Below are 21,159 nucleotides of genomic sequence, written 5' to 3'. Positions count from 1 at the left end.
TTATCTCTAAAATTAAAACCCTACTAACTAAACACTTAGTAGGGTTTTCTCTAGGTTGTATTCTTTCCTATTTGTCTATGACATTATTAGTTTTCATCCACATTTCTGCTCGGTACATTTGACCAGCAATTTTTTGCCCCCAAAATGGATCACTTGCATATTTAACATTCATACCAGATGCTTTGTTACCTAAATAGGTGCCGTTGTAACGGAAGTTTCCCTCTGTTAAATAGGTAGAAGAAATGAACTGAGCCGCATATCTAACAGAATCCTCAAACGAGTTGAATACGTCTGCGTTTCCATACGGGTTGCTATCTGTCGCTTTAATACCGTACAGATTATTCTTATCTTTGGCAATCTTACTTAATCCCCACGCACTCTCATGGATGGCATGCGCCATTAAATATAGGGCATTAATATTATATTTCTCTTGCATCTCAACAAATACGTTTCCTAAGCCGATTAACGGGCTATCAGGCTTTTGCGCTTTAATATAGGCATCAATTTGCTCCGCGGTTGCAAAGGATTTTTCACGTAAATTATATTGGTTTAAAAAGCTATACGTTTTCCCTTTAAAGGTTTTTCCATCCCAACTATAAACCGTTTCGCCTTCATTAATTGTTGCTGGTGATTTGCCATATTTATAAACACCGAACTCACCATTTGCAAAAACATAATGGTATAGATCGCCGTTGATATTTTTGTAAAATGATTGGTTTCCACCGATGAGCTTGGTTGGAATTAATGAAACGTCATCCGGCGAGACAAACCCTGCCCGACCAGCAACTCGGATAGCAATCGCTCGTTCCGTTGAACCTACATATTCCATTTCCGATTGGCCAGCGACATAGGTACTGTTAGATGTAAGAAGTTCACTATCATATATGTTTGTAAATCTGTTGGTTCGAACAATTCCTGATTTCATCCATCTGACTTTCCCATCTTTCATGACAACCTGGTTATCTGGGTTTACGTTTGCTCTTGCTTCTCGTAAGCTATCAAAGGAGTTAATTGGCTGATAACTCATGTCCGCAACGACATAAGGCTTGGAGATGAAAAAGGACATTTCAATCGCCTTAGACATAACCATTTCTTCAGCTGATTTCACCGTGCTCCCGATGTAAAGTGTGTATGTTTGATGGAAGGCATATGGCTCTTTTGGTGTAACAGTAAGTGCTTTTCCATCATCCTTCAATTGATATGTAATTGGGTGCTTCTTTCCTGTTTCCTTGTTAATAACGTAAACATTGTCATTTGTAAAAGATGCCCCATCCATTTTCGTATTAAAGGTAATTGTCCACACCTTATCCTCGGCGACCCCAAATTTACCATCCCATTGCTTAATTGTCTGTTGATCTGACTTCCCATCACTTTCTCCTGAAACAATTGTCGAACTGATTTGGGTAATAGCGATTGATAGAATCATAGTAAAGAGAAGTGCAAGCAGTATTTGTTTTCTCATGTAGTTGTAATCCTCCCTATCCCGCTTTTTCACATATCTATTATTATATTATTGTTAGATTTAATTTAATAGGGTAATTCTACACATTTTAACAAATACTTCGGCACCTTAAGCTAGTGACTGACAAACAACAATCAATAATCGACAGATATTTCCTGGGAAATACCTAGAGAAACATCGAAATCTGTTCCCCCACACAATTTATATACTTTATTAATTGACTGCTTCCTTAAAATAGTCGACAATTCCTTGGGTAATTGCTTCTGCAAACAATGTGCGGTATTCGTCGGATTCTAGTTTTTTACGATCATCATCGTTTGTAATAAAACCGAGTTCAACTAATGCTGCTGGTGTTTCGTTTTCTCGGATCACATAGAAATCCCCTTGCTTAATCCCACGGTCGTGCATATCCACTAGCTCAACAAGCTGGTCTTGGATTTTTTGAGCTAGAAGTATACTCTCCATCTCGTTTAATCCCTTCCCCTCATTGTAATAAACTTCTGCTCCACTTGCTGTAGATACCGCTGAGTTAACATGAATGCTTACAAAAATATCCCCAAGATTATTATTTGAATATTTTACTCGTTCGTAAAGCTCTAAAAATTCATCTGTCGACCTTGTCAATATAGGATTCGCGCCTAATTCTTTAAGCTTGTCTGCAACTTTGAGTGAGACGTCTAGATTGAGGTCTTTTTCTTGCAAGTCATTTTTTAATGCTCCTGGGTCTTGCCCACCATGGCCTGCATCAATCACAACATTTAGACCTTCAATTACTGTGGCCCCACTTACGCTTTTAAGTTTCAAATAATCTTTATGTAAATACGCATCTTGGCCATTGTACTCGATTTTGGCCCAAGACCCATCAAACGAATATATTTCGACAACATCCCCGTATTCTAGTTTACCTAGTTTTTCAGAACTTGTACTTGGTCCACCCCGAACATTCAAGATATCAGCAGTAACGACACCAAAGGAAACAACTGACTTATCTGAAGCTACCTCTTTCGCTTCAATCGTGAATTCGATCGCATAGCCCTGTTTAATCAATAGTTTATCTGTTGAATAAACTTGACCAGTTACAGTCAGCTTATATGTTTCACCTGCTGCATATCCGCCATTTGGAGGGATTACCTTTGCTTTTCGTTTATCATCGGTCAAATAAACGGTTGCCGGTATTTTATTTTGATTACTGTCTTCTACATAAATGGTCTGATTGTTAATCGATTCGTCGTCCATTTCCGTATTAAATTCTATTGTCCATTCCTTTGTTGGTTGAACAGAATCATAGGATTTTACCGTTTGGATTGCATCTGTGTCTGTCGAACCTAATACAATTGTTGGAAAAAGACTTATTAAGGCTATCACTGTCAATAATCCGGTCACTATCTTCCTGTTTGCCATTATTTACCCCCCATGCTCTATCATCAAAGTTATGATTCTTATTTTTTTCGTGTCTAGTAATGATAGAATATCATGAAATTTGTCATTAGTTCTACAAAAAATGGCAAAAATAGATAGGAAGACTCAAGTTTTTTTATTACCATGTATAATCCTGTCAGTTTTAGTCCTTTTAGTCAAAACTTTTTTGATGGAAGCACTGGATTTGAGCATCAAAGCAGGAAAAGCGCAAGAAGCCTGGAGCTAGACAGTTCTTGGATCTTTTTATACCTTCTTATCTTGCTAGAAAAAGCGAACCCAGTTTACGAGTTCGCTTCAGTAACGTTATTATTGAAAGACTTTCATCCCGATTACTATAGAGATAGCTGTGATAACCCCTCCTATGGTTACGTCAACTAGCATAAACGGTATCGCAACAAAGGAAAAGCCAGCGATTAGTGCTGTTGAGAGTAGCAGATAACCAATCATTTTCATACCAATCTTTTTAGTAAATAAGGAAAAATGGTACATCCTTTTCGCTAAGAGCATCATACAAATCATGTTAAAAATAGTACTAATTGACGTACCTAAGGCAATCGCATTAGCCCCTTGCGTTTCGATAAACAACTGAATGACCAGAATGTTAACACCAAACACAGACAATATATTAAATACAACTGGTAAGTAAGAATTTTCTAACGCGTAAAAGAATCTTGTTATATACATGTTAATAGCGAGTGCGACCATTGACCAAGAGAATACTTGTAACAATGGATAGGTTTGGTTCGTTGAATCCACTGTGAAATTGCCATATTGAAAGATAACCGTAATTATTTCTTTTGCATAAACATAAACAAACACGGTAGCCGGAATTAATAGAACAAAAAGCAAGCGTATTCCTTTTCGGTAGTGTGCTTCCAATTTCCCCCTGTCCGTACTCGCTGTTAGTTTGGCAAGCATTGGATAAATAACCGTTGTAACTGCTGTCATTAAAATAGCTTGTGGAAATTGTGTCATTTTGGAAGCATAATTCAAAGAAGCGATGGCCCCGTCCGGTAAACCAGTCGCATAAATTCGTTGGATGAAAAAATAGAACTGTAGGGTCGCCCCGCCAAACAGGATCGGTAATGCAAGCTTCAAGAACCGCTTTAACTCAGGCATTTTTTCAAAACCAAAGCTAAGTGGAACTATCTTTGTCCTCTTCACATACCAAAACAATACAACAGCCATCAGTATTGCTGCTATTGTTGCACCAATTCCGTAAGCAAACGCTCCAATGGTTGGGTAAAAAACAATTCCAGCAATTAGAAAAAGGCCATTAAATACTAATGTTGAAAAAGCAGAAAATTGGTATTTATTGTGGACATTAAGTACACCGCTAAGCCACATGGAAATAACTAAGAAAAAAGTCGACGGTGCCATCCACACAAATAAGTCACGCGTGAGTAGATATGCTTCGTCTGACATACCTGCGAAAAACAATTTGATCCAAAAATTTGGAATAACCATAAATAATAAAGTTACAGCACCAACGACAACGGTTAGTCCTGTAAACAACGTCTTCAAAAATGCTTCGTCACGCCTGTCCTCTAATTTACTGTAAATAGAGATAAATGCTGTTGTAATTGCTCCACCGAGCACTAAATATAGAAAATTAGGGATAGTAAAGGCCGTAATGATACTGTCCGCTTGATAACTTGTGCCATATTGATAACCGATAACTACCTCTCGAAAAAAACCAAATAGCCTCGCTACCATATTAATAGCAGCTACTGCTCCAACAATTTTTAAAAATTGCAATAGAACACCCCTTTCCTTCAAGCACTGATGTAAGAAGAGCTTCTATTTTTCATAGAAGCTCTTCCTTTTTTTACAAGAAAAGAAAGTATAAAAACAATCCAAGCGTGGATAACATCGAGCGACAGCCACGTCCAGCGTAAGCGCCTAGCCTGTCGGGACTTTCAAGGCGCTTACGCTTTTCTGATTGTATATAACTTAATGACGTCGTCGACTAGTTTTTGTTGATCGTATTCTTCTACTTTCCGCAGTGCCCGTTTAATGATTTGCTTTTTAAGCTCCGGGTCACCAAGTAGGGTAATGATTTGTTTAGCCAGACCTTCAGGGTTTTTCACTTCTGCTTTTAACCCGCGTCCTTCATCTAATAAATAAGTTAATCCTCCAATGTTTGTACCAACTACCGGTATCTCGCATGCCATCGCCTCTAGTGCAACTAAACCAAACCCTTCAATGTGAGAAGGTAAGACAAAAATATCTGCAGCAGACATCCATTGTGCAATCTCTTGCTGTGGCAATGCGTCATGGATTGTTATGTCTCGTTCGTCAGCAATCGTCTCTTTTAATTTCTTAAAGAAAGCTGCATTTTTAGGTTCCCCAATTAAATGAAGGGCAGCTTTCTGTTCGTACTGTTTAACGAGCTTAAAGGCATCGACTAAATCCATTAGTCCCTTCGCTTCAATTAAATTACCGACAAACAACAGCAATTTTTCCTCAGGCGCAATTCCTAGCTGTCGTCGTACCGTTTGTTGATCTATAGGATGAAAAACATCACGGTTAACGCCCATGTTGATGACAGAAATTTTATCCAATTCTACCGAGAAATTCTCATGGATATCCTGTTTCAGTTTATCTCCAACAGCAATCACATGGTCGGATTGCTGTAATATTTGGTCTGTATACCTTCTTGCCCGTGAACTTTTCCTAATCATTTGATCGATGTCGCCACCATGCGAAGTAACGATTAACCGCGTATTAAATAGACGTTTATACAAAAGACCGATTAAGCCTGTTGGGAAAATATAATGAACATGCACCGCATCATATTTCCCGCCTTTGAACAATAGTGTACCGATATTTTTCACGAAAAAAGATAGATATTTGCTAATGACACGAATCTTTCCTTTTCTAGGGTCCGAAATTGCCGAAACATCAACTGTTACGCCTTTTTCCTGTAAAAGCTCGACTTGATTTTTGACAAATATTCCAAATGTTTTTGAATATTTAGATGGATACATGTTACTTAACACGAGCACGTTAGGATTATTCTTATTTTCAGTTTGTTGTTTCACAAGTTGCATACCTTTATCTGCCTTGTATTTCATCTTGTCGGCAACCTGTTTAAACATGCTCGTTGTTTTGTCCCAATCTTTATCCATCTGCTCAAATGGACGGAGAAATAAATCTGTTTGGTCATGAAGTCCTTCAATCGGAACGACGTAATCTTGACATTCAATCATGTTCATAAAGTCTAGCACCTTGTGATGATAGGAAACAGCGATAACAGGTGTCTCGGAGACGAGTGATAAAATCAACGAATGTAACCTTGTACCAATAACTATATCTTGTTCGGCAGCAAAACCGACAATGTCATTCGGTTCCATTACGTGTTCATTAATGGTGCAACGATCTTTATATTGCATCAATGCTTTAATTTCTTTCGTAACCATTAAATCCTGTGGGTATTTCGTTGCAAAAAAATTGACTTCTACGTTTGGATAGTTATGAAGTATCCTATCTAAATTTTCCGCCATACCAGTTATGTAATTTTGATATAACGAAAGATTTTCCTCTGGCCAATAGCTGCCATGGTAAAATGGAACAGCAGTCACACCAATTTTCAATGGCTTCTTTTGTCGATTTACTTCTATTGGCATAGGCAACTGAAAAGCAGGGTCCCCAATAACGTGAATCGGCGATTTCACTCCGATAGACTGAAGTAATTTTTTCGATTCAGGGTCTCTTACTGTCGTTAGCCTTGCAATATGGGCTAACGACCTGAGCAGCAACTCACCTTGTTTAGAAAGGATTGGGCCAGCACCAACTCCATAGATGACCACGGGTGTCTTTGTCAGCTTTCCAAGCCATCCATACATCCCAAACAGAAATGCTTCGCTACCATATAAGTCCATTAAAATACCGCCACCACCAACAATGAGTAAATCTAGCTTTTTTATAACGGAAAAGTTTTTCCTCATTGTTGTTACCAACGTTAAATAGTTATTATTTTTTTTGTAATAAAGTGGTGCAGCTTGTACACCATACATCTTCCGTGTCTGCTCGGGATGGTTGGAAAAAACGACGATATCTGCAGGACTTATATGATAATACTTCTTAAGCTGTATTATGATGCCTTGTAGAATTGCTTCATCACCCTTGTTATTGTTTCCATAATTCCCGACAATGCCAATCGCCATCGCCATAAAGACTTCAATCCTTTTTTTATAAGATACAATTGTATATAATTCTAAGATGTCTAACGCAGCACACGACTTGCGCTTTTTTTTAAAAAAATAAGGGAGTATAACTGCGGATAAACTTATATTGTTATTAGTCGCAGTAACCTTAATTTGTTTTATAGTTTCCGTTCATTTTGTCAAAATATGTAATAGTGCGATAATGATAGGATTCATACATGATTCCATTATTATATTGTACCACGATTTTCGATAGTGAAAACACATCACTTGAAATATTAACTAAAAATTATAATTCTGTTATATATTGGTTATCCCCGATATGGGTGTCTCTCCTATTTATTCATGATATACTAGTCGATAGAGATTATGAATTGTCACCATTTGATATAAGGGGAGTATACACAGTGAAAGTTGTTGAACTTTGGAATCAACGTAAAGAAGAACGTGTCCTTAAAAAATATGAAAAAGTCATTCATAAGATAAATGAAAAAGAAGCGGAATATGAAACATATAGCGACCAACAATTAAGAGAAATGACAACTACATTTAAACATGACATAGCAAAAGGCAAGACAATTGATGAGCTAAAAGTGGACGCTTTTGCTGTAGTGCGTGAAGCATCAAAACGCGTTTTAGGTATGCGGCCGTTTGATGTTCAGTTAATTGGCGGGCTAGTATTATTAGAAGGTAACATTTCCGAAATGCCTACCGGTGAAGGAAAAACGTTAGTTGCGTCATTACCAAGTTATCTTCGTGCTTTGGAAGGAAAAGGGGTCCATGTAATCACCGTAAATGAATATTTAGCGAGACGGGACCATGAATTAATTGGTAAAATACACGAATTTCTGGGACTAACTGTTGGATTAAATGTTCCAGGACTCCAGCCAAATCAAAAGAAAGATGCATATAAAGCAGATATTACTTACGGGATTGGTACCGAGTTTGGCTTTGATTATTTGCGTGATAATATGGCCTATTCACTTGAACAAAAGGTGCAACGTCCATACTTTTATGCTATTGTCGACGAGATTGATAGCGTCTTAATTGATGAGGCAAAAACACCACTTATCGTTGCTGGTAAAACAATGCCCAGTGAAAACTTGCACAATGTCTGTTCAAAATTAACCAAATCATTTAAAGAGGATGAGCACTATACATTTGACCGCGAAGTCAGAACGGTCAGCTTAACCGAAGCAGGGATAAACAAAATTGAAAAGACATTTGGAATCTCAAACCTTTATGATCTAGAGCATCAATCATTAAACCATTACATGATGCAATCACTCCGGGCTCATGTTATGTTCGAGCGAGATGTGGATTACATTGTTGATAAAGGTGAAATAAAGCTCGTTGACATGTATACTGGACGAATTATGGAAGGTCGCTCCTTGAGTGACGGTCTTCACCAGGCAATTGAAGCGAAAGAAAATTTAAAGATAACGGAAGAAAATAAAGCACAAGCATCAATTACCGTGCAAAACTATTTTCGAATGTATCCGATTTTGTCCGGTATGACAGGAACAGCTAAAACGGAAGAAAGTGAATTCCAACACATTTACAATATGGATGTTGTCCAAATTCCAACGAATAAACCAATCATTAGACAGGACATGCCCGATTTAGTTTACATGACGAAAGAACAAAAGTATAAACGGATGGTCGAAGAAGTAAAACAGAGACATGAAACAGGACAACCAATTCTAATTGGGACATCTTCCATTTTACAATCTGAAAAGGTTGCAGAATATTTGGACGCAGAACAGTTACCTTATCAGCTGTTAAATGCGAAAAGTGTCGAGCAAGAGGCAAATCTTATTTCACTTGCTGGTCAGTTAAATCAAATTACAATTGCGACTAACATGGCTGGTCGTGGCACAGATATTATGTTAGGTGAAGGGGTCGCAGAATTAGGTGGTTTGCACGTACTTGGTACAGAGCGTCATGAAAGCCGTCGTATTGACAATCAGCTGAAAGGACGGTCAGGCAGACAAGGTGATCCTGGGTCTACCCAGTTTATTATTTCGATGGAAGATGACATGATGAACCGTTACGCTAAAGAAGATGTCGAAAATAAACTTCCATCATTAAAAACAGCTAAAGACGGGTTAGTGTTAAATAAGGATATACAGAAATTTATTGATACGATTCAAAAGATAAGTGAAGGTAGCCATTCTCAAATTAGAGAGTATAACCTAAAGCTAGATAACGTTATCAACGACCAGCGCCAAGTGATCTACGGGTTAAGAGATTCGCTATTAGAATCTGATAATATTTTATCCCTGTTAATGAAGCACATGAAAAGCGTTCCTGACTATTTAATTGAAAAATATTGCAAAGAGGACGCGGTTGTTGAAGATTGGGACATTGCTACTTTAAAGAATCGACTTGAGAGTATTTTGTTCCTAACTAAACCGATCGAATTTAATAATAACTTCGAAAGTAATCAAGATGTTAAGGAGATCGTCCGACCTTTATTAAACGATCATATGGAAAATCTTCAAGTCTATACAGACAATGAACAAATCCAAAAAAGCATTAAGGGTCTTGCTATATCAATTATCGATAAAAATTGGATAATGCACTTAGATACGATGAACCGATTAAAAGAAGGGGTTGGCATGCGCCATTACCAACAAGAAGACCCAATCCAATTGTATCAAAAAGAAGGTCTTGAGTTGTTCACAATCATGTACAATCAAATTGAATTTGACTTAAGCTTCCAAGTGACCAATGTGATAAGGTCATTTCATAATAAGAAAAGCGTAGGGCGCCTTGATCACCCCCGACAAGCTTAAACAGAAAATCTATGTGGTGCTCTTTGCCACAAAGATTTTCTACTTAAGACCTCGAGGGGGTAGGCGCCCGAAGCTAGACAGCTCTTGGATCTTTTTATACTTTTTTGCCTTTTAAGAAAAGCAACTAAACATCTTCAGAACAAAGGCGTAAATTTAGTCAGTGGGATTTCATTATTCCCACCTAACTACACTGTTCGTTAAGGGGAGGAAAACATGTTTCCATTTTTACGAAAAAACAAGGAAAAGGTTAATAAAGCAGTTGATGACAATGCGATAGATGCCAATCAACTGTTTCCGGAGGAAAATGATTCGGATATTCAGGACAGCGAGGAAGTCGATACTGAATTATCCTTTCATCCGGATTGGGATATCCCAGCAGAGGAACGTTATGTTTATGCATTCCATAACAGTGAGTGTGCACCGTTAAAGCCTAATCAGCTGTCACTTTATGGGATTGATATTGAAAAGAATGGAAAAAATTACGTAGTTACTGCATTTATTCGTCAAACATTAAGCAAGGATATAAAATTGAAAGAAACACCGATTTTACTAATTGGTCCCGACAACCAAAAGTTAGGAAGAAAAGTGTTTGATTTAGAAAAAGCCGGAGTTATTCCGGCAAAAAGCAGTAGACCATGGCAATTTATTTTTACACCGAATGATTTATTTATCAAAGATGAGATTCCAGCAGATAATTGGTCACTCGCGTTTGAATTAAAACCAACAAGCCGGAAAAATCAGCTTGACTTAGATGAATCATGGAAAAAGTCTCTCGCCGATGAATCAATTGCAAGTTTAGAAAAATTGGTTGCCAACGCAACACCATTAAAGCCAGGTGAAATGAACTTCATGGGCATTAGTGCTAAATTCAATGAAAACCGAGACCTTGCTGTTACGATCCTTTTAAGAAACGGTTCAGAGAAAAATGTTTACTTTGAACAAATTCCACTTAAAGTAGAGGATGCAAACGGACAGCTTGTTGCCCAAGGTAACTTTAAATTAGATAAGTTTGAAGTGAAAGCCAATACAAGCAAACCATGGACGTTTATTTTCCCACAATCCTTAATTCAGACGAAAGAACCTGACTTAAGTAAGTGGAAAGTCTACCCAGTCCAATAGTAAAAAAGGAGCACTTCAGTGTAGCTACACTGAAATGCTCCTTTTTAGTATTGGTACATACTTCATCTCCTTTGAACTGCTGTCTGGAGTTCACAAAAAACGGCCGCGCTGTTTTTTTGTCGGTAACATACATTCGTGTTTCTTACCAAACCATTGATAACGATTTTTAGCAAAGCTATCATAACAGATATCTCTTATTCGCTTTGGAATGATGAAACAAACAGAAGCGAACTTCCACCCTCCTGTTAACTTACTGCATATTCGTAGTGCTGCTGTTGACTTTAAGTAGTACGTGTTATTGTCTAGTAACACTAAACTATCGATATCTTGTGGAACATTGTATTGGTTTAATAGCTGCCTTCCAATATTACTTTGTAAAGAAGCAAATTTGAAATAGCCTGTCGGGTCTCTTGTTATGATAAATTGGACACTCTTATCACAGAAATGACATTCCCCGTCAAAAAGTACAATTGGCGCCATCGATTGCTCACCTCTTTTTAGAATATCATCTACAGGCCCTTCGCTCTATACGAGGAAAAGCAGAAAAGCACTTAAATTTATCCATGTTTATTATCTTTGTAAATAAAGCCGTTACCAGCATGGTAACGGCTTTCACTTTAATAAATATTAATAACTTCCGGGACAATACCATTGTCAATTTGAATCGTGGTCGTTTGTACAGCTCCACTATTATCTGCATATACTGATGTAATCCTTGACGGCATTGTTGCTTTTTGTGCCTTTTCGGAATTCATATAATTAGTCAGCGAGAAGTTATCCTGATCATTCAAAAAGGCATTCTCGATTGCTTTATAGCTAATGTATTTACCCGATACATTCATGATTGCATGAAAGTCACCAGAAACCCTTTTTGACTTAAAGTCAAGATATAAACTAGAACTTCCTCCACCATACGTATAATCTAAAAATGATTCTTGTAAGTCCTCTGCATTATAGGAATAGTACTGCTCGCCAACTTTTACGACATATTCCTCACTTGAACCAGCACTAACGATTGATTGTCCACTTACTCCAAATGTAATTAGAAGGCACGCAATGATTGTAGTAACCTTGCCTATTAATCTCATTTATAGCTCCCCCTTCGATTGATGTTATGTAAGAAATAAGAGAAAATAGTTCTCTTTTTTCTCTAATCTCTCGTTATATGAATAGAATTTGTTATTGCTTCATCATCCATCGCATTAATTAAACCTACAAATAAACCTACTTCTTTTCGATATTTCAAAGGCTCATCTCGGACCAATACTTGATAATTTTCCGGTTGTTCCACATCTAGTTTAACCTCTACTAAGCGTTGTTGGGCAATAAGGCCGCTCTTAATTGTTGCACGATAAGGAGGGGCTTGGGTTTCTTCTTGACTATCCTCTCCCGCTGTCTTTTCTTCAACATTGTCTTTTGTTTGAACAGATGCAACTGTAGAATTAGAACCGGTCGTAGTATCTGATTGTCCCGCACTTATTTTATCGGTTGGCTTTTGCTGCTGTAAATGTTGTGTTTGCCTTTCAATGGATATAGGTTGTTTATCTGCTAAACTAGTTTCTATGTTAGTCTTAGCAAAACTTACTACTTTTTCTTCGTTGTTTGTGCACCCTGCTATGATTGTAAGTATCACTAGCGTAAAGCAAAAAGACAAATACTTGTTCACATTGAACTCCCCTTGTCATCTGTTACTGACGAGCATTATTTACTTAGACTTATGATTCATTATAGCAAACAGATCTAGTCAGTGGAATGATGTACAGTAAATCACTTACTTCCTATTTCTTCCTGCTTTCGTTTTAATTCACTTGGAAAATCATTTCTTTTCCTACTTTAGCAGGAACACCATATAAAGAACTGATATTCTTCGTAATAACTAGTTTATAAAAATCATGTTTTACATAGTTAGTGGTAGGTTTTACTAGTATTTTCTTTCTAGTTGTGTCTAAAGAAACATCTACCTTCACTCGTTGTCCATTTTCATCTAAAACATAGACAGTTTGATTAGACACTGTTCTTTCATCAATTCTTGTATTAAACTCGACCGTCCATGTTTTGCCAACTGGTCCTGATTGATAAACTTTAGGAGTGTTTATCGTTGGCTGATAATCTTCTGTATAGATTGCTTCTAGCTGATCAAGATAAATACTTCCATCAGACTTCAGCAATCCATTACTTTGAGCTAAGTAAATAGTCGTTAACTTCAAAGGACTTACCGCTCCGGTTGGAACCTCCGCTTTCACGTATTTCCATCCCTTCCAAGTAAGACCGTTATATTCAGTGAATCCAAGATAGTACTCGTCACCATTAGCGTCCTGTATCTTTCCACGCAACCAGCCACTTTGGCCATCTCCATATACCCACATTCCGATATCGTTGGGATTACCATTAATAGTTATCGGTTTCGTTGGATTAACATAGTTCACACTCGTTCCGGACGTAGCATTGCTGTCATATGTTAATTTTAACGAATGGTCACCAACTGCTATAGGCTCAAAACCAATTGACTGAGAAATAGTAGAAACAGATTGGGTTGCCGTTGTTTCCCAACCATCTGTTGTTTCAAAGTCTTCTAATAATAGATTAGTTGGATTTAAATAGAGTGTTAATGCCGCGATTTTACCTGCTAACTTAGCAGTAACTTGGACTTGTTTCTTTTCCAATGTAGTTACTCGGAATCTACCATTAGATACCATCTCTAAACCGTCTGGGATAATCCAATCAATTTGATCTCCACTATAGCGGATTACTTTCCCATTGTCATCAATTGCCTTAACAGATAACGATGCTACTTCGCCTTGATCATAGACAGTGTTAGCAGATGTCAAGCTAAGCTTAGTTGGTTGTGCAACAACTTGAAAGGAATGAAGGGATGTAGCATTTTCATAATTAACAGAAATGGCTGCTGCCCCAGTTGATGTTGCATTATATGTGTCACCTACCACTTGACCAACACCATTTTTCAATTGGATCTGGAACTTACTTTCTTCAACAGGAAGTTTATTAAAATATTTATCTAGTATATACGTTGTATCTGGTTGTAAAGCAATCGTTGCTCCTTTAAGCACAGACCCAGTTACAAGTGGCTTCATTAGCATCGTTTCAGCTTGTCCTGTAGGTGCATAGGATATAGCTTGTAAGCTAGCAGACACAGCTCGTTCCCATCCATCTGATGGACGATTGATTAACCGTACATTTTCATCACCATACGTGCGGACAGCCATCGTTGTTGACCCACCACCGTCTAAATTGAGGGCTTGGTCAACACCTAAACTCTTCAAGTAATTAGCAAACTGAATGAGGTTCATTCCTTTACTAGTCGTACTTCGTCCATCAACAGTTATAAAAAATACTTTGTTATTATCTTGATCAATTGCAACGGCTGTTCTAGGAGCAACTTCCAAAGCCCTCGAACTGTTAGGGTCCATCGATAGATCAACTTGTCCATTGTTCACAAGCATTGGCCCACTACCAAGCATAAATTTACCGTCTTTCCAAGTATCATCAATCGACGTCTGAATCGAAATCGGATCACCAACACTAATCCCAGCAAATTCGGTTGCATAAGTACCACCAGCAGCAGAAATCACAAACCCGTCATCTGGAATCTCAAACTGTCTTGTTTCACCATATTTTCTAATATCTAGTACTTTCCCTTGGATAGACTGTCCTATATTAATAGATTCAAACGGTGTATCACTTGTATTCTGAATCAATAGTTCAACACCATACTGATTCGTATCTAATTTTTGCTCGTAATAATTTGGTGTATATAAGTAAATTTTTTGTTCAAATCTTGGATAATCGATACTGTATATGTCATAGGTATTTGTCTCATGGGTAAATGAAATGTCTAGATTAAATCGGTCAATCTTTGCCTTACCTTGTGCGTCAATACCAAATGCAATTGGTTCACTCGCATAGCTATCTTTCCCTTTACCAAGAATACCAGTGTTTACTATACTATCGTTCCGCATCAGTAAATACATTGGTAGCTTTCGGTTATACGTAAAAAAAGAGGCGTTTATCGCGCCAACCACTCGGTGACCAGGGTTAGTCTTTTCCTTTGCTAACTGAGTAGGACGGACTAATGAATTTAGAGGGTCTGGTACACCTATTTCAATTCCTGCATATTGATTATTTAAATCAATCGATAACATATTGATTTGTTCTTTCATATCTTGATAGGTTGTCTCGATTCGATTATACGAGATACCTGGTGAAACAACAAAACTCCCCCCCTGTGCCCAAACTTGGCTTGGAATCATTGAAAACAAAATAACGATAATAAGGATATAAAAATACGAATTTCTGAGAAGTTTATGTAGCATATTCTAAGACCTTTCCTTTCTTCTATTGATAAAATTTCTATTTGCTACTAATTAAGACTCTTTAAAACTACGAAAAGTTACAAAAATTCATGTTCTGTTACTCGTATTTTGTCAAAGTAACGCGAGTAGATTCCAAGATTGTCATATTATTAATTATATAGGATAAAAGGACACAATCCTAGTCGACAAATTTCCTATTCTTTCTTTGAAATAACTCTTGCTACATAATCCACATCAAGCAAATTTTTTATTTCCTAGACCAATTAAAAAAGCACGGAACAATTTCCATGCTTTTTTAAAATATTTATCTCATTCTAGGTAACTCATAATATTTTAATTCATTGATTAATCGTTGAATAAGCTCTTCTGAATTGTTTATTTGTAGGCGTTCTGTCTGATCAATTAGCTTCTTTAGAACGTTCTGATATATCTCTTGCTCCTCCAACTTATCACCTCATTTTAATCCTCCAATACACTCCCACTATAGCATATGAAGAAATTACATTTTAGTTCATAATCACTAATATAGCACAAAGTGGAGATTAATAGGGGAATTTTGTTGGATAATTTGTGAATAATTGGAAGTTTACGTAGTGGTCAGTTTCTTTTTAGTAAGAAAAGCGCAGGGCGCCTTGCCCGGAGCTAGACAGCTCTTGCTTTTTCTATACTTTCTTATCTTTTGAAAAAAAACAACAACACAAACCCAATCGCTGCTCCAAAGGCATCTAAAAAGACATCACCAATATAAGGGGTACGATTCGGTGTAAAACCTTGGTGTATCTCATCAAAAATCGCATAACCGACAGTTAAGATAAATCCTAATCTGGCTGCAATTTGGTTATTTCGCCAAGTATTGATTGCCATAAAAAACAAAATCATTAAGATCAAATATACAGTGACATGTGCACCCTTATGAATGAAAAATTCAATAAACCCATTTATCCCAAGCGCCTCGACACTAACCTCGGATTGATGATAAGTAAACGTAATCCAGTCATTATTTACGATCTTGAAAGAAAAAAACTGTTCAGCATTTGTATAACCTGCTGAACAGTTTTTTTGCTATTAGATACACTATTTCAAGGGTATAGCAGTCCCTGTCTTGATTGACGCTAGACAGGCGTCTAACACTTTCATTTGGCCTCTCATCTTTTCAACTGAATAGCTCGGTTCCTGATTAGCCCTTATCGAATCGACAAAGTGCTCTACCTGGAGCTTGTATTGGTCAGCCTCCACTTCAAATTGTTGCACATCGCCATTGTCCTTTTTTAAGATAATTTTTCCAGCACCACCATCCATTGTATCTGGACGAAAAGCACCGTCAACATCGATTGTTCCATTTGAGCCTACTACTTGGTAGGATTGTCTAAATGTCGATTCAAAGCTAGAGTCAAATAAAACATGGACCCCACCGGCAAAAGTTAACACTCCTGCTGCAGATACTTCCACATTAAACTCCGGATGAATTTTTGCACTTGTATAGACAGTTGTTGGCTCTGCGTCCAGGATATAGCGTCCAATATGGAGCGTATAACAACCAACATCATATAAAGAGCCTCCACCTAACTCAGGGTTCAATCGAATGTTATTGTCGCCATTTAAGACAAAAGAAAAACTGGAGCGGATAAAACGAACATCACCAATTTCTCCGTCAGCAATGAGCGTCTTTACTTTGTCATGTTGCGGATGGAATTGGTACATAAACGCTTCCATTAACGTTACCCCATGTTGTTGACAGGCAGCTACCATTTCCTCTAATTCAGCCGCGTTCAAACCAATTGGCTTTTCACACAAAATATGTTTACCATGTTCTGCTGCCTTGATTACCCATTCTTTATGCAAACTGTTTGGTAGCGGGATGTAAACCGCTTCTATCGTGTCATCCTCTAAAAGCGACTGATAGGTTGTATATGTTTTCGGGATACCAAATGCCTTTGCCACTTCCAAAACGTAATCACCCCGACTAGCAATGGCAACGACTTCACCATTGTTAGATCGTTGAATAGCCGGAATTACTTGTTCCCTTCCGATTTTGGCTGTACTTAGAACTCCCCATTTTAACTTTGTCATACTACCTCTCCTCTCGAGTACTTATATATTAGGCAATACGTTCCAAAAAGTCCGGTAAAAACGGCACATCGAATTTCTTCGTTTTTATCCTCCTTTTTGAACACGCAACTATAACGCTTTTATTAATCCTCCATCAACGATAAAGGATTGACCAGTAATGTATGTATTCGCACCAGACCCTAGAAATAAAATGGCTTTAGCAAATTCATCTGGTTGTCCCATTCGTTTTATTGGGATAGATTGTTCTAGTTGTAATTTTACTTCATCAAGACTTAGCCCAGTTTTTTGAGCATTTGTTTTGTTTAAGTCCACAATTCTGTCTGTTTCAATTATTCCAGGGCCAACAGTATTAATCAAAATGTTCTCTGCTGCTAGCTCCTGTGAAAGACTTTTCGCTAGCCCGACAATCCCGGGCCTAAATGTATTAGATAATAATAAATTATCTAACGTTTGCTTTATGGATGAGGATGCAATATTTACAATATGTCCTGACTTTTGTTGCTTCATCGTTGGTAATACTGCTCTTATTGTACGAATAAAGCTTAACAAATTTAATTCAAATGCGTTTTGCCAATCTTCATCACTAAACTGATCAAATGTTCCTGCTGGTGGGCCTCCTGCATTGTTAATTAAAACATCAACAGTCCCATTCCAATCAAGCGCTGTTTGAACCATGTCTTTTACTTGCTTGGCACTTCTAACATCACAAACAACAGCTTTAATTTGTTGATTACCTGATTCTTTTCTAATTGCTTCTGCTGCGTGCTCGACTTCGGTTTGATTCCTACTTGAAATCAGAACACGTGCTCCTTCTTTTGCATACTCCAAAGCACATGCTCGTCCAAGTCCTTTACTTGCTGCTGTTACAACTACCGATTTACCTTTAACATGTAAATCCATGCTGATCCCCCCTTCGTTTTTCCTACCTTTAGTTTACACTTTTTCTAACTTTCTCAACAACCCATGCAAAACAGCAGAAACCAAAGGCTTCTGCTGTTTTGCATAACCAGCTTCCACTTCATTTTACATGTCATTTAATTTATTCGTATAATCGAGAAATAGTTGATAATCATTCGTTTCTAACGCATAATCGATGACTCGTTTAATATTTTGCTTTTCCAGTTCAATAATTACTAAATCCACTTCTTCTTGCTCAATCGGTGTTTTATCACCGTTTAAATAAGGATGAATGATGGAATTTAGATGCGCCATGAAGTCTTTCAATTTTAGTAATTCTGATAATGCGACACGACTATATTCTTTCCCCTTTTGAAATACGAAAACATCCTGTTCATTTTCCACCTTCTGCGTCTCTCTGTTGATTCTAATTTCCCTTGACTCCAATGGAACAAACTGATACACCTTATCATCTAACGATAGCGAAAAATATTGGTATGCTAAAACAACACGTATGCAATTCTCTTCTTCTTTGACGTAATAAGGTTTCAACATCTTAACAGAAAGCATCCCTTCACCCCCTTAGGTGTAATATAGGCAAGTACTTGTATCCTTTCAGTTAACTATAACGATGAGTTAATACAGTATATGAAATACTTCCGATTAAAGTTAACGGTATTGTCTAAAAAAAATAAAATTTGTTCGTCACGCCTGTTGTGACAGCGTTTACATTTAATATGAAAGAAAAATTTAATAGCTAGACTCAGCTATGTTAAATGCTCTCGCTAGCAGCATTTTATCATTTTAAACAAAAATACCACTGTTTTTCTGTTTAATATTCGTTATACTTATTATAGCACGGATTTAAAGGTGGCACGTATGAAAAACTTCAAATTTAAATTTCAATTTTTTGGAAGCAGAATTGTTAAAACAGGAATCGCTGTTTTTCTAACATCACTCATTTGCCAATTACTTAATTGGCCCGCTGTTTTTGCAGTAATAACGGCAATTGTTACGATAGAACCAACTGTAGCTGATTCAATCAAGAAAGGAATTATCCGTTTTCCTGCATCAGCTATTGGGTCTTTATATGCAGTACTATTCATTTTTTTATTCGGTAATTCACCAATCACTTATACTTTAGCTGCTCTGTTTACAATTGTTACTTGCTTTAAGCTCAACTTACACGAAGGGCTTTTAGTAGCAACACTAACATCAGTTGCAATGATCGAAGTCATCCATACTAATTTCTTTATTTCCTTCTTCATTCGATTAGGTACCACTTCGATTGGGTTAATAATATCTACACTAGTCAATATGTTTGTTCTCCCCCCAAATTATTCGAAAACAATTTTATCGAATATTGATAATTTACTCAAAACAACTGGTGAAGAACTAGAAACATTGACCAAAGCCATTTTTCTAGGTGAAAATAAAAAAGATAGCAACGAACAGATCATTAAGCAAACATTTTCCATTCTAAAAAAGAAACTAGACAAAACAGAAATACTCTTAAACTTTCAACAAGCAGAATCTAAATATCACCGCTTTGACGAACAAACTAGAAAGCTATATGAGATGGAAAAAGAAAAGCTGCAAAGCCTTAGACTGATCCACTATCATATTGGAAATTTAATCAACACGCCGCTTCATCAGTTAAGTTGGGACGAAACAGAGTGTGAGCAATTAATTAATACTGTTTCAACATTAGCTGACACGATGAAAGAACCAAGTCTCTTTAATTTAGAAAAACATCGCCTACATGTCCAACGGCTAATGGATCAGTTTTGGGAAAGTAAACAACAGTCTGCTGAACACCAACAAGGAGAGAGGAACTTTTTCTCAGCTGAAATCATCATCCTTTATGAAATATTATCGATTTATAACTTAGTAGAATCCTTATTAAATAAAGACACTTAACGGAGTTACACTTCATTATCGAAGTGGACTCCTTCTTTTTCGCCATAATATTGGTTAATTAATGATTTTCCTCTTACTAGGTACCAGTCATTTTCCTGAATAGCGATCCATTCACCTGTCTCTTTCTCTTGGAATACGAACACATCAGCGTCTGAACTAGGGGATTGTACTGTTTGCATATGTTCTAAATCTATACCTTGGTACTGATAATATGCGATGATTTCTTCGATTGTTAACTGAAAGGATTGTTCGTATGTTCCAAATTGTTGAGTGATTTGATCAATTTTCCATACACCTTGTTCAAATTTTAAATCTACTGTTAATTTCGCCCCACTATTCACCCCATTTGCTGGCCGGTATGCATCAATTTGAAGACTGGTCTCGTCTTTTGAGCTAATACTAGTTACATCTGGTATGAGTGATCCTTGCAATGGGGTTGGAGCATCACAAAAACAGAAAAATACTTCCATCTTATTAATAACTTCTTTGTTAACAAATGCTTCCGTAAACGTATCCGTTAGAATTGGTTTTATTTCCTTTGTAAACTCCACTTCACTTGGTTTTATTTCATTTATCGATTCATACCACCCCTTTTCTTCGATTCTATCAACTACTTGACGTCGCACATTACCTAGTTGGTCCAGTAGTTTTACCAACTCTTTCTCGGAGTAACCATCAATGATAGCTTCTTCAGTGTTAGAGATTGGTTGATTTGTAGCATTTGCTGTCAAAACCATCGATTTATCATTCGTTACTCCGCCTTGATTTTCACTAGTATCTGATATCGCCGTTCCACAGCCACTTACTATTAACAAAACAAAAAATAATAGAATTTTTTTCACGTCATCCATCCTTATAATCTATTGTTTATTTATTATTCTATTAATTTTTTCATCTTTTATACGTCCAATGGTCAATTTTTATTACACAATGAATAATAGATTGTCTCCGAAGACATTTAATGAAAAGATTGT

Annotated in this window: 17 protein-coding genes; 3 read left to right on the top strand and 14 right to left on the bottom strand. The window is 37.1% G+C overall.

Features of this window, described 5'->3' with window-relative positions:
• Positions 1-67 precede the first annotated feature (67 nt).
• From NC799_RS04200 to NC799_RS04185, 4 genes are all read right to left on the bottom strand, one after another.
• Positions 68-1,462, bottom strand: coding sequence for a glucosaminidase domain-containing protein (locus NC799_RS04200; RefSeq protein ID WP_272445099.1), 1,395 nt, complete (start codon positions 1,460-1,462; stop codon positions 68-70).
• A gap of 213 nt (positions 1,463-1,675) precedes the next feature.
• Entirely contained in the window at positions 1,676-2,863 is a 1,188-nt protein-coding gene (locus tag NC799_RS04195) for an N-acetylmuramoyl-L-alanine amidase (RefSeq protein WP_272445098.1), read from the bottom strand.
• A gap of 324 nt (positions 2,864-3,187) precedes the next feature.
• Positions 3,188-4,639, bottom strand: a complete 1,452-nt coding sequence (murJ, locus tag NC799_RS04190; protein WP_272445097.1) for a murein biosynthesis integral membrane protein MurJ — start codon at positions 4,637-4,639, stop codon at positions 3,188-3,190.
• Positions 4,640-4,809: 170 nt separating this feature from the next.
• Positions 4,810-7,056, bottom strand: a complete 2,247-nt coding sequence (locus NC799_RS04185; protein ID WP_272445095.1) for a polysaccharide pyruvyl transferase family protein — start codon at positions 7,054-7,056, stop codon at positions 4,810-4,812.
• A gap of 401 nt (positions 7,057-7,457) precedes the next feature.
• Between NC799_RS04185 and secA2 the strand changes: the two genes are divergently transcribed.
• Both secA2 and NC799_RS04175 read left to right on the top strand, forming a co-directional pair.
• Positions 7,458-9,848 carry an accessory Sec system translocase SecA2 gene (secA2, locus tag NC799_RS04180; protein WP_272445094.1) on the top strand — a complete coding sequence of 797 codons (2,391 nt, stop codon included), beginning with the start codon at positions 7,458-7,460 and terminating at the stop codon, positions 9,846-9,848.
• A 213-nt stretch (positions 9,849-10,061) separates the two neighbouring features.
• Complete coding sequence (locus tag NC799_RS04175; RefSeq protein ID WP_272445093.1) at positions 10,062-10,967, top strand: accessory Sec system S-layer assembly protein; 906 nt, start codon at positions 10,062-10,064, stop codon at positions 10,965-10,967.
• A gap of 90 nt (positions 10,968-11,057) precedes the next feature.
• Here NC799_RS04175 and NC799_RS04170 read toward each other — a convergent pair whose 3' ends face one another.
• The 9 genes from NC799_RS04170 to NC799_RS04130 all read right to left on the bottom strand — a co-directional run bounded on the left by NC799_RS04170 (position 11,058) and on the right by NC799_RS04130 (position 18,835).
• Positions 11,058-11,447 (bottom strand): thiol-disulfide oxidoreductase DCC family protein, encoded by a 390-nt coding sequence (locus NC799_RS04170; protein ID WP_272445092.1) that lies wholly within the window; start codon positions 11,445-11,447, stop codon positions 11,058-11,060.
• 137 nt (positions 11,448-11,584) lie between these two features.
• Positions 11,585-12,055 carry a hypothetical protein gene (locus NC799_RS04165; protein ID WP_272445091.1) on the bottom strand — a complete coding sequence of 157 codons (471 nt, stop codon included), beginning with the start codon at positions 12,053-12,055 and terminating at the stop codon, positions 11,585-11,587.
• Between the two features lie 62 nt (positions 12,056-12,117).
• Positions 12,118-12,633, bottom strand: a complete 516-nt coding sequence (locus NC799_RS04160) for a hypothetical protein (RefSeq protein WP_272445090.1) — start codon at positions 12,631-12,633, stop codon at positions 12,118-12,120.
• A 133-nt stretch (positions 12,634-12,766) separates the two neighbouring features.
• Entirely contained in the window at positions 12,767-15,298 is a 2,532-nt protein-coding gene (locus NC799_RS04155) for a phosphodiester glycosidase family protein (protein ID WP_272445089.1), read from the bottom strand.
• A 304-nt stretch (positions 15,299-15,602) separates the two neighbouring features.
• Positions 15,603-15,743, bottom strand: a complete 141-nt coding sequence (locus tag NC799_RS04150) for a hypothetical protein (protein WP_272445088.1) — start codon at positions 15,741-15,743, stop codon at positions 15,603-15,605.
• 227 nt (positions 15,744-15,970) lie between these two features.
• Positions 15,971-16,288 (bottom strand): VanZ family protein, encoded by a 318-nt coding sequence (locus NC799_RS04145; protein WP_272445207.1) that lies wholly within the window; start codon positions 16,286-16,288, stop codon positions 15,971-15,973.
• A gap of 84 nt (positions 16,289-16,372) precedes the next feature.
• Complete coding sequence (locus NC799_RS04140; RefSeq protein WP_272445087.1) at positions 16,373-17,368, bottom strand: Gfo/Idh/MocA family protein; 996 nt, start codon at positions 17,366-17,368, stop codon at positions 16,373-16,375.
• Between the two features lie 108 nt (positions 17,369-17,476).
• Positions 17,477-18,268, bottom strand: coding sequence for an SDR family oxidoreductase (locus NC799_RS04135; RefSeq protein ID WP_272445086.1), 792 nt, complete (start codon positions 18,266-18,268; stop codon positions 17,477-17,479).
• A gap of 123 nt (positions 18,269-18,391) precedes the next feature.
• On the bottom strand, positions 18,392-18,835 hold the full coding sequence (locus NC799_RS04130) for an IDEAL domain-containing protein (protein WP_272445085.1): 444 nt from the start codon (positions 18,833-18,835) through the stop codon (positions 18,392-18,394).
• Between the two features lie 309 nt (positions 18,836-19,144).
• Here NC799_RS04130 and NC799_RS04125 point away from each other — a divergent pair, with 309 nt between their 5' ends.
• Positions 19,145-20,185: an aromatic acid exporter family protein gene (locus NC799_RS04125; RefSeq protein WP_272445084.1), complete on the top strand. Its 1,041-nt coding sequence runs from the start codon at positions 19,145-19,147 to the stop codon at positions 20,183-20,185.
• A 5-nt stretch (positions 20,186-20,190) separates the two neighbouring features.
• Here NC799_RS04125 and NC799_RS04120 read toward each other — a convergent pair whose 3' ends face one another.
• Entirely contained in the window at positions 20,191-21,027 is an 837-nt protein-coding gene (locus NC799_RS04120) for a hypothetical protein (RefSeq protein ID WP_272445083.1), read from the bottom strand.
• Between the last annotated feature and the right edge of the window lie 132 nt (positions 21,028-21,159).

The organism is Aquibacillus salsiterrae, from assembly GCF_028416595.1.
GTDB classification, from domain to species: domain Bacteria; phylum Bacillota; class Bacilli; order Bacillales; family Amphibacillaceae; genus Aquibacillus_A; species Aquibacillus_A salsiterrae.
Note: the sequence above shows the minus strand (reverse complement) of the source record. Positions and strands in the feature narration are given on the sequence as shown.

What these genes read in the sequence shown, in the direction of transcription:
- NC799_RS04200 (WP_272445099.1), bottom strand. Translation starts at nt 1,462, where the DNA reads ATGAGAAAACAAATACTGCTTGCACTTCTCTTTACTATGATTCTATCA.
- NC799_RS04195 (WP_272445098.1), bottom strand. Translation starts at nt 2,863, where the DNA reads ATGGCAAACAGGAAGATAGTGACCGGATTATTGACAGTGATAGCCTTA.
- NC799_RS04185 (WP_272445095.1), bottom strand. Translation starts at nt 7,056, where the DNA reads ATGGCGATGGCGATTGGCATTGTCGGGAATTATGGAAACAATAACAAG.
- NC799_RS04175 (WP_272445093.1), top strand. Translation starts at nt 10,062, where the DNA reads ATGTTTCCATTTTTACGAAAAAACAAGGAAAAGGTTAATAAAGCAGTT.
- NC799_RS04170 (WP_272445092.1), bottom strand. Translation starts at nt 11,447, where the DNA reads ATGGCGCCAATTGTACTTTTTGACGGGGAATGTCATTTCTGTGATAAG.
- NC799_RS04165 (WP_272445091.1), bottom strand. Translation starts at nt 12,055, where the DNA reads ATGAGATTAATAGGCAAGGTTACTACAATCATTGCGTGCCTTCTAATT.
- NC799_RS04155 (WP_272445089.1), bottom strand. Translation starts at nt 15,298, where the DNA reads ATGCTACATAAACTTCTCAGAAATTCGTATTTTTATATCCTTATTATC.
- NC799_RS04140 (WP_272445087.1), bottom strand. Translation starts at nt 17,368, where the DNA reads ATGACAAAGTTAAAATGGGGAGTTCTAAGTACAGCCAAAATCGGAAGG.
- NC799_RS04135 (WP_272445086.1), bottom strand. Translation starts at nt 18,268, where the DNA reads ATGGATTTACATGTTAAAGGTAAATCGGTAGTTGTAACAGCAGCAAGT.
- NC799_RS04130 (WP_272445085.1), bottom strand. Translation starts at nt 18,835, where the DNA reads ATGCTTTCTGTTAAGATGTTGAAACCTTATTACGTCAAAGAAGAAGAG.
- NC799_RS04125 (WP_272445084.1), top strand. Translation starts at nt 19,145, where the DNA reads ATGAAAAACTTCAAATTTAAATTTCAATTTTTTGGAAGCAGAATTGTT.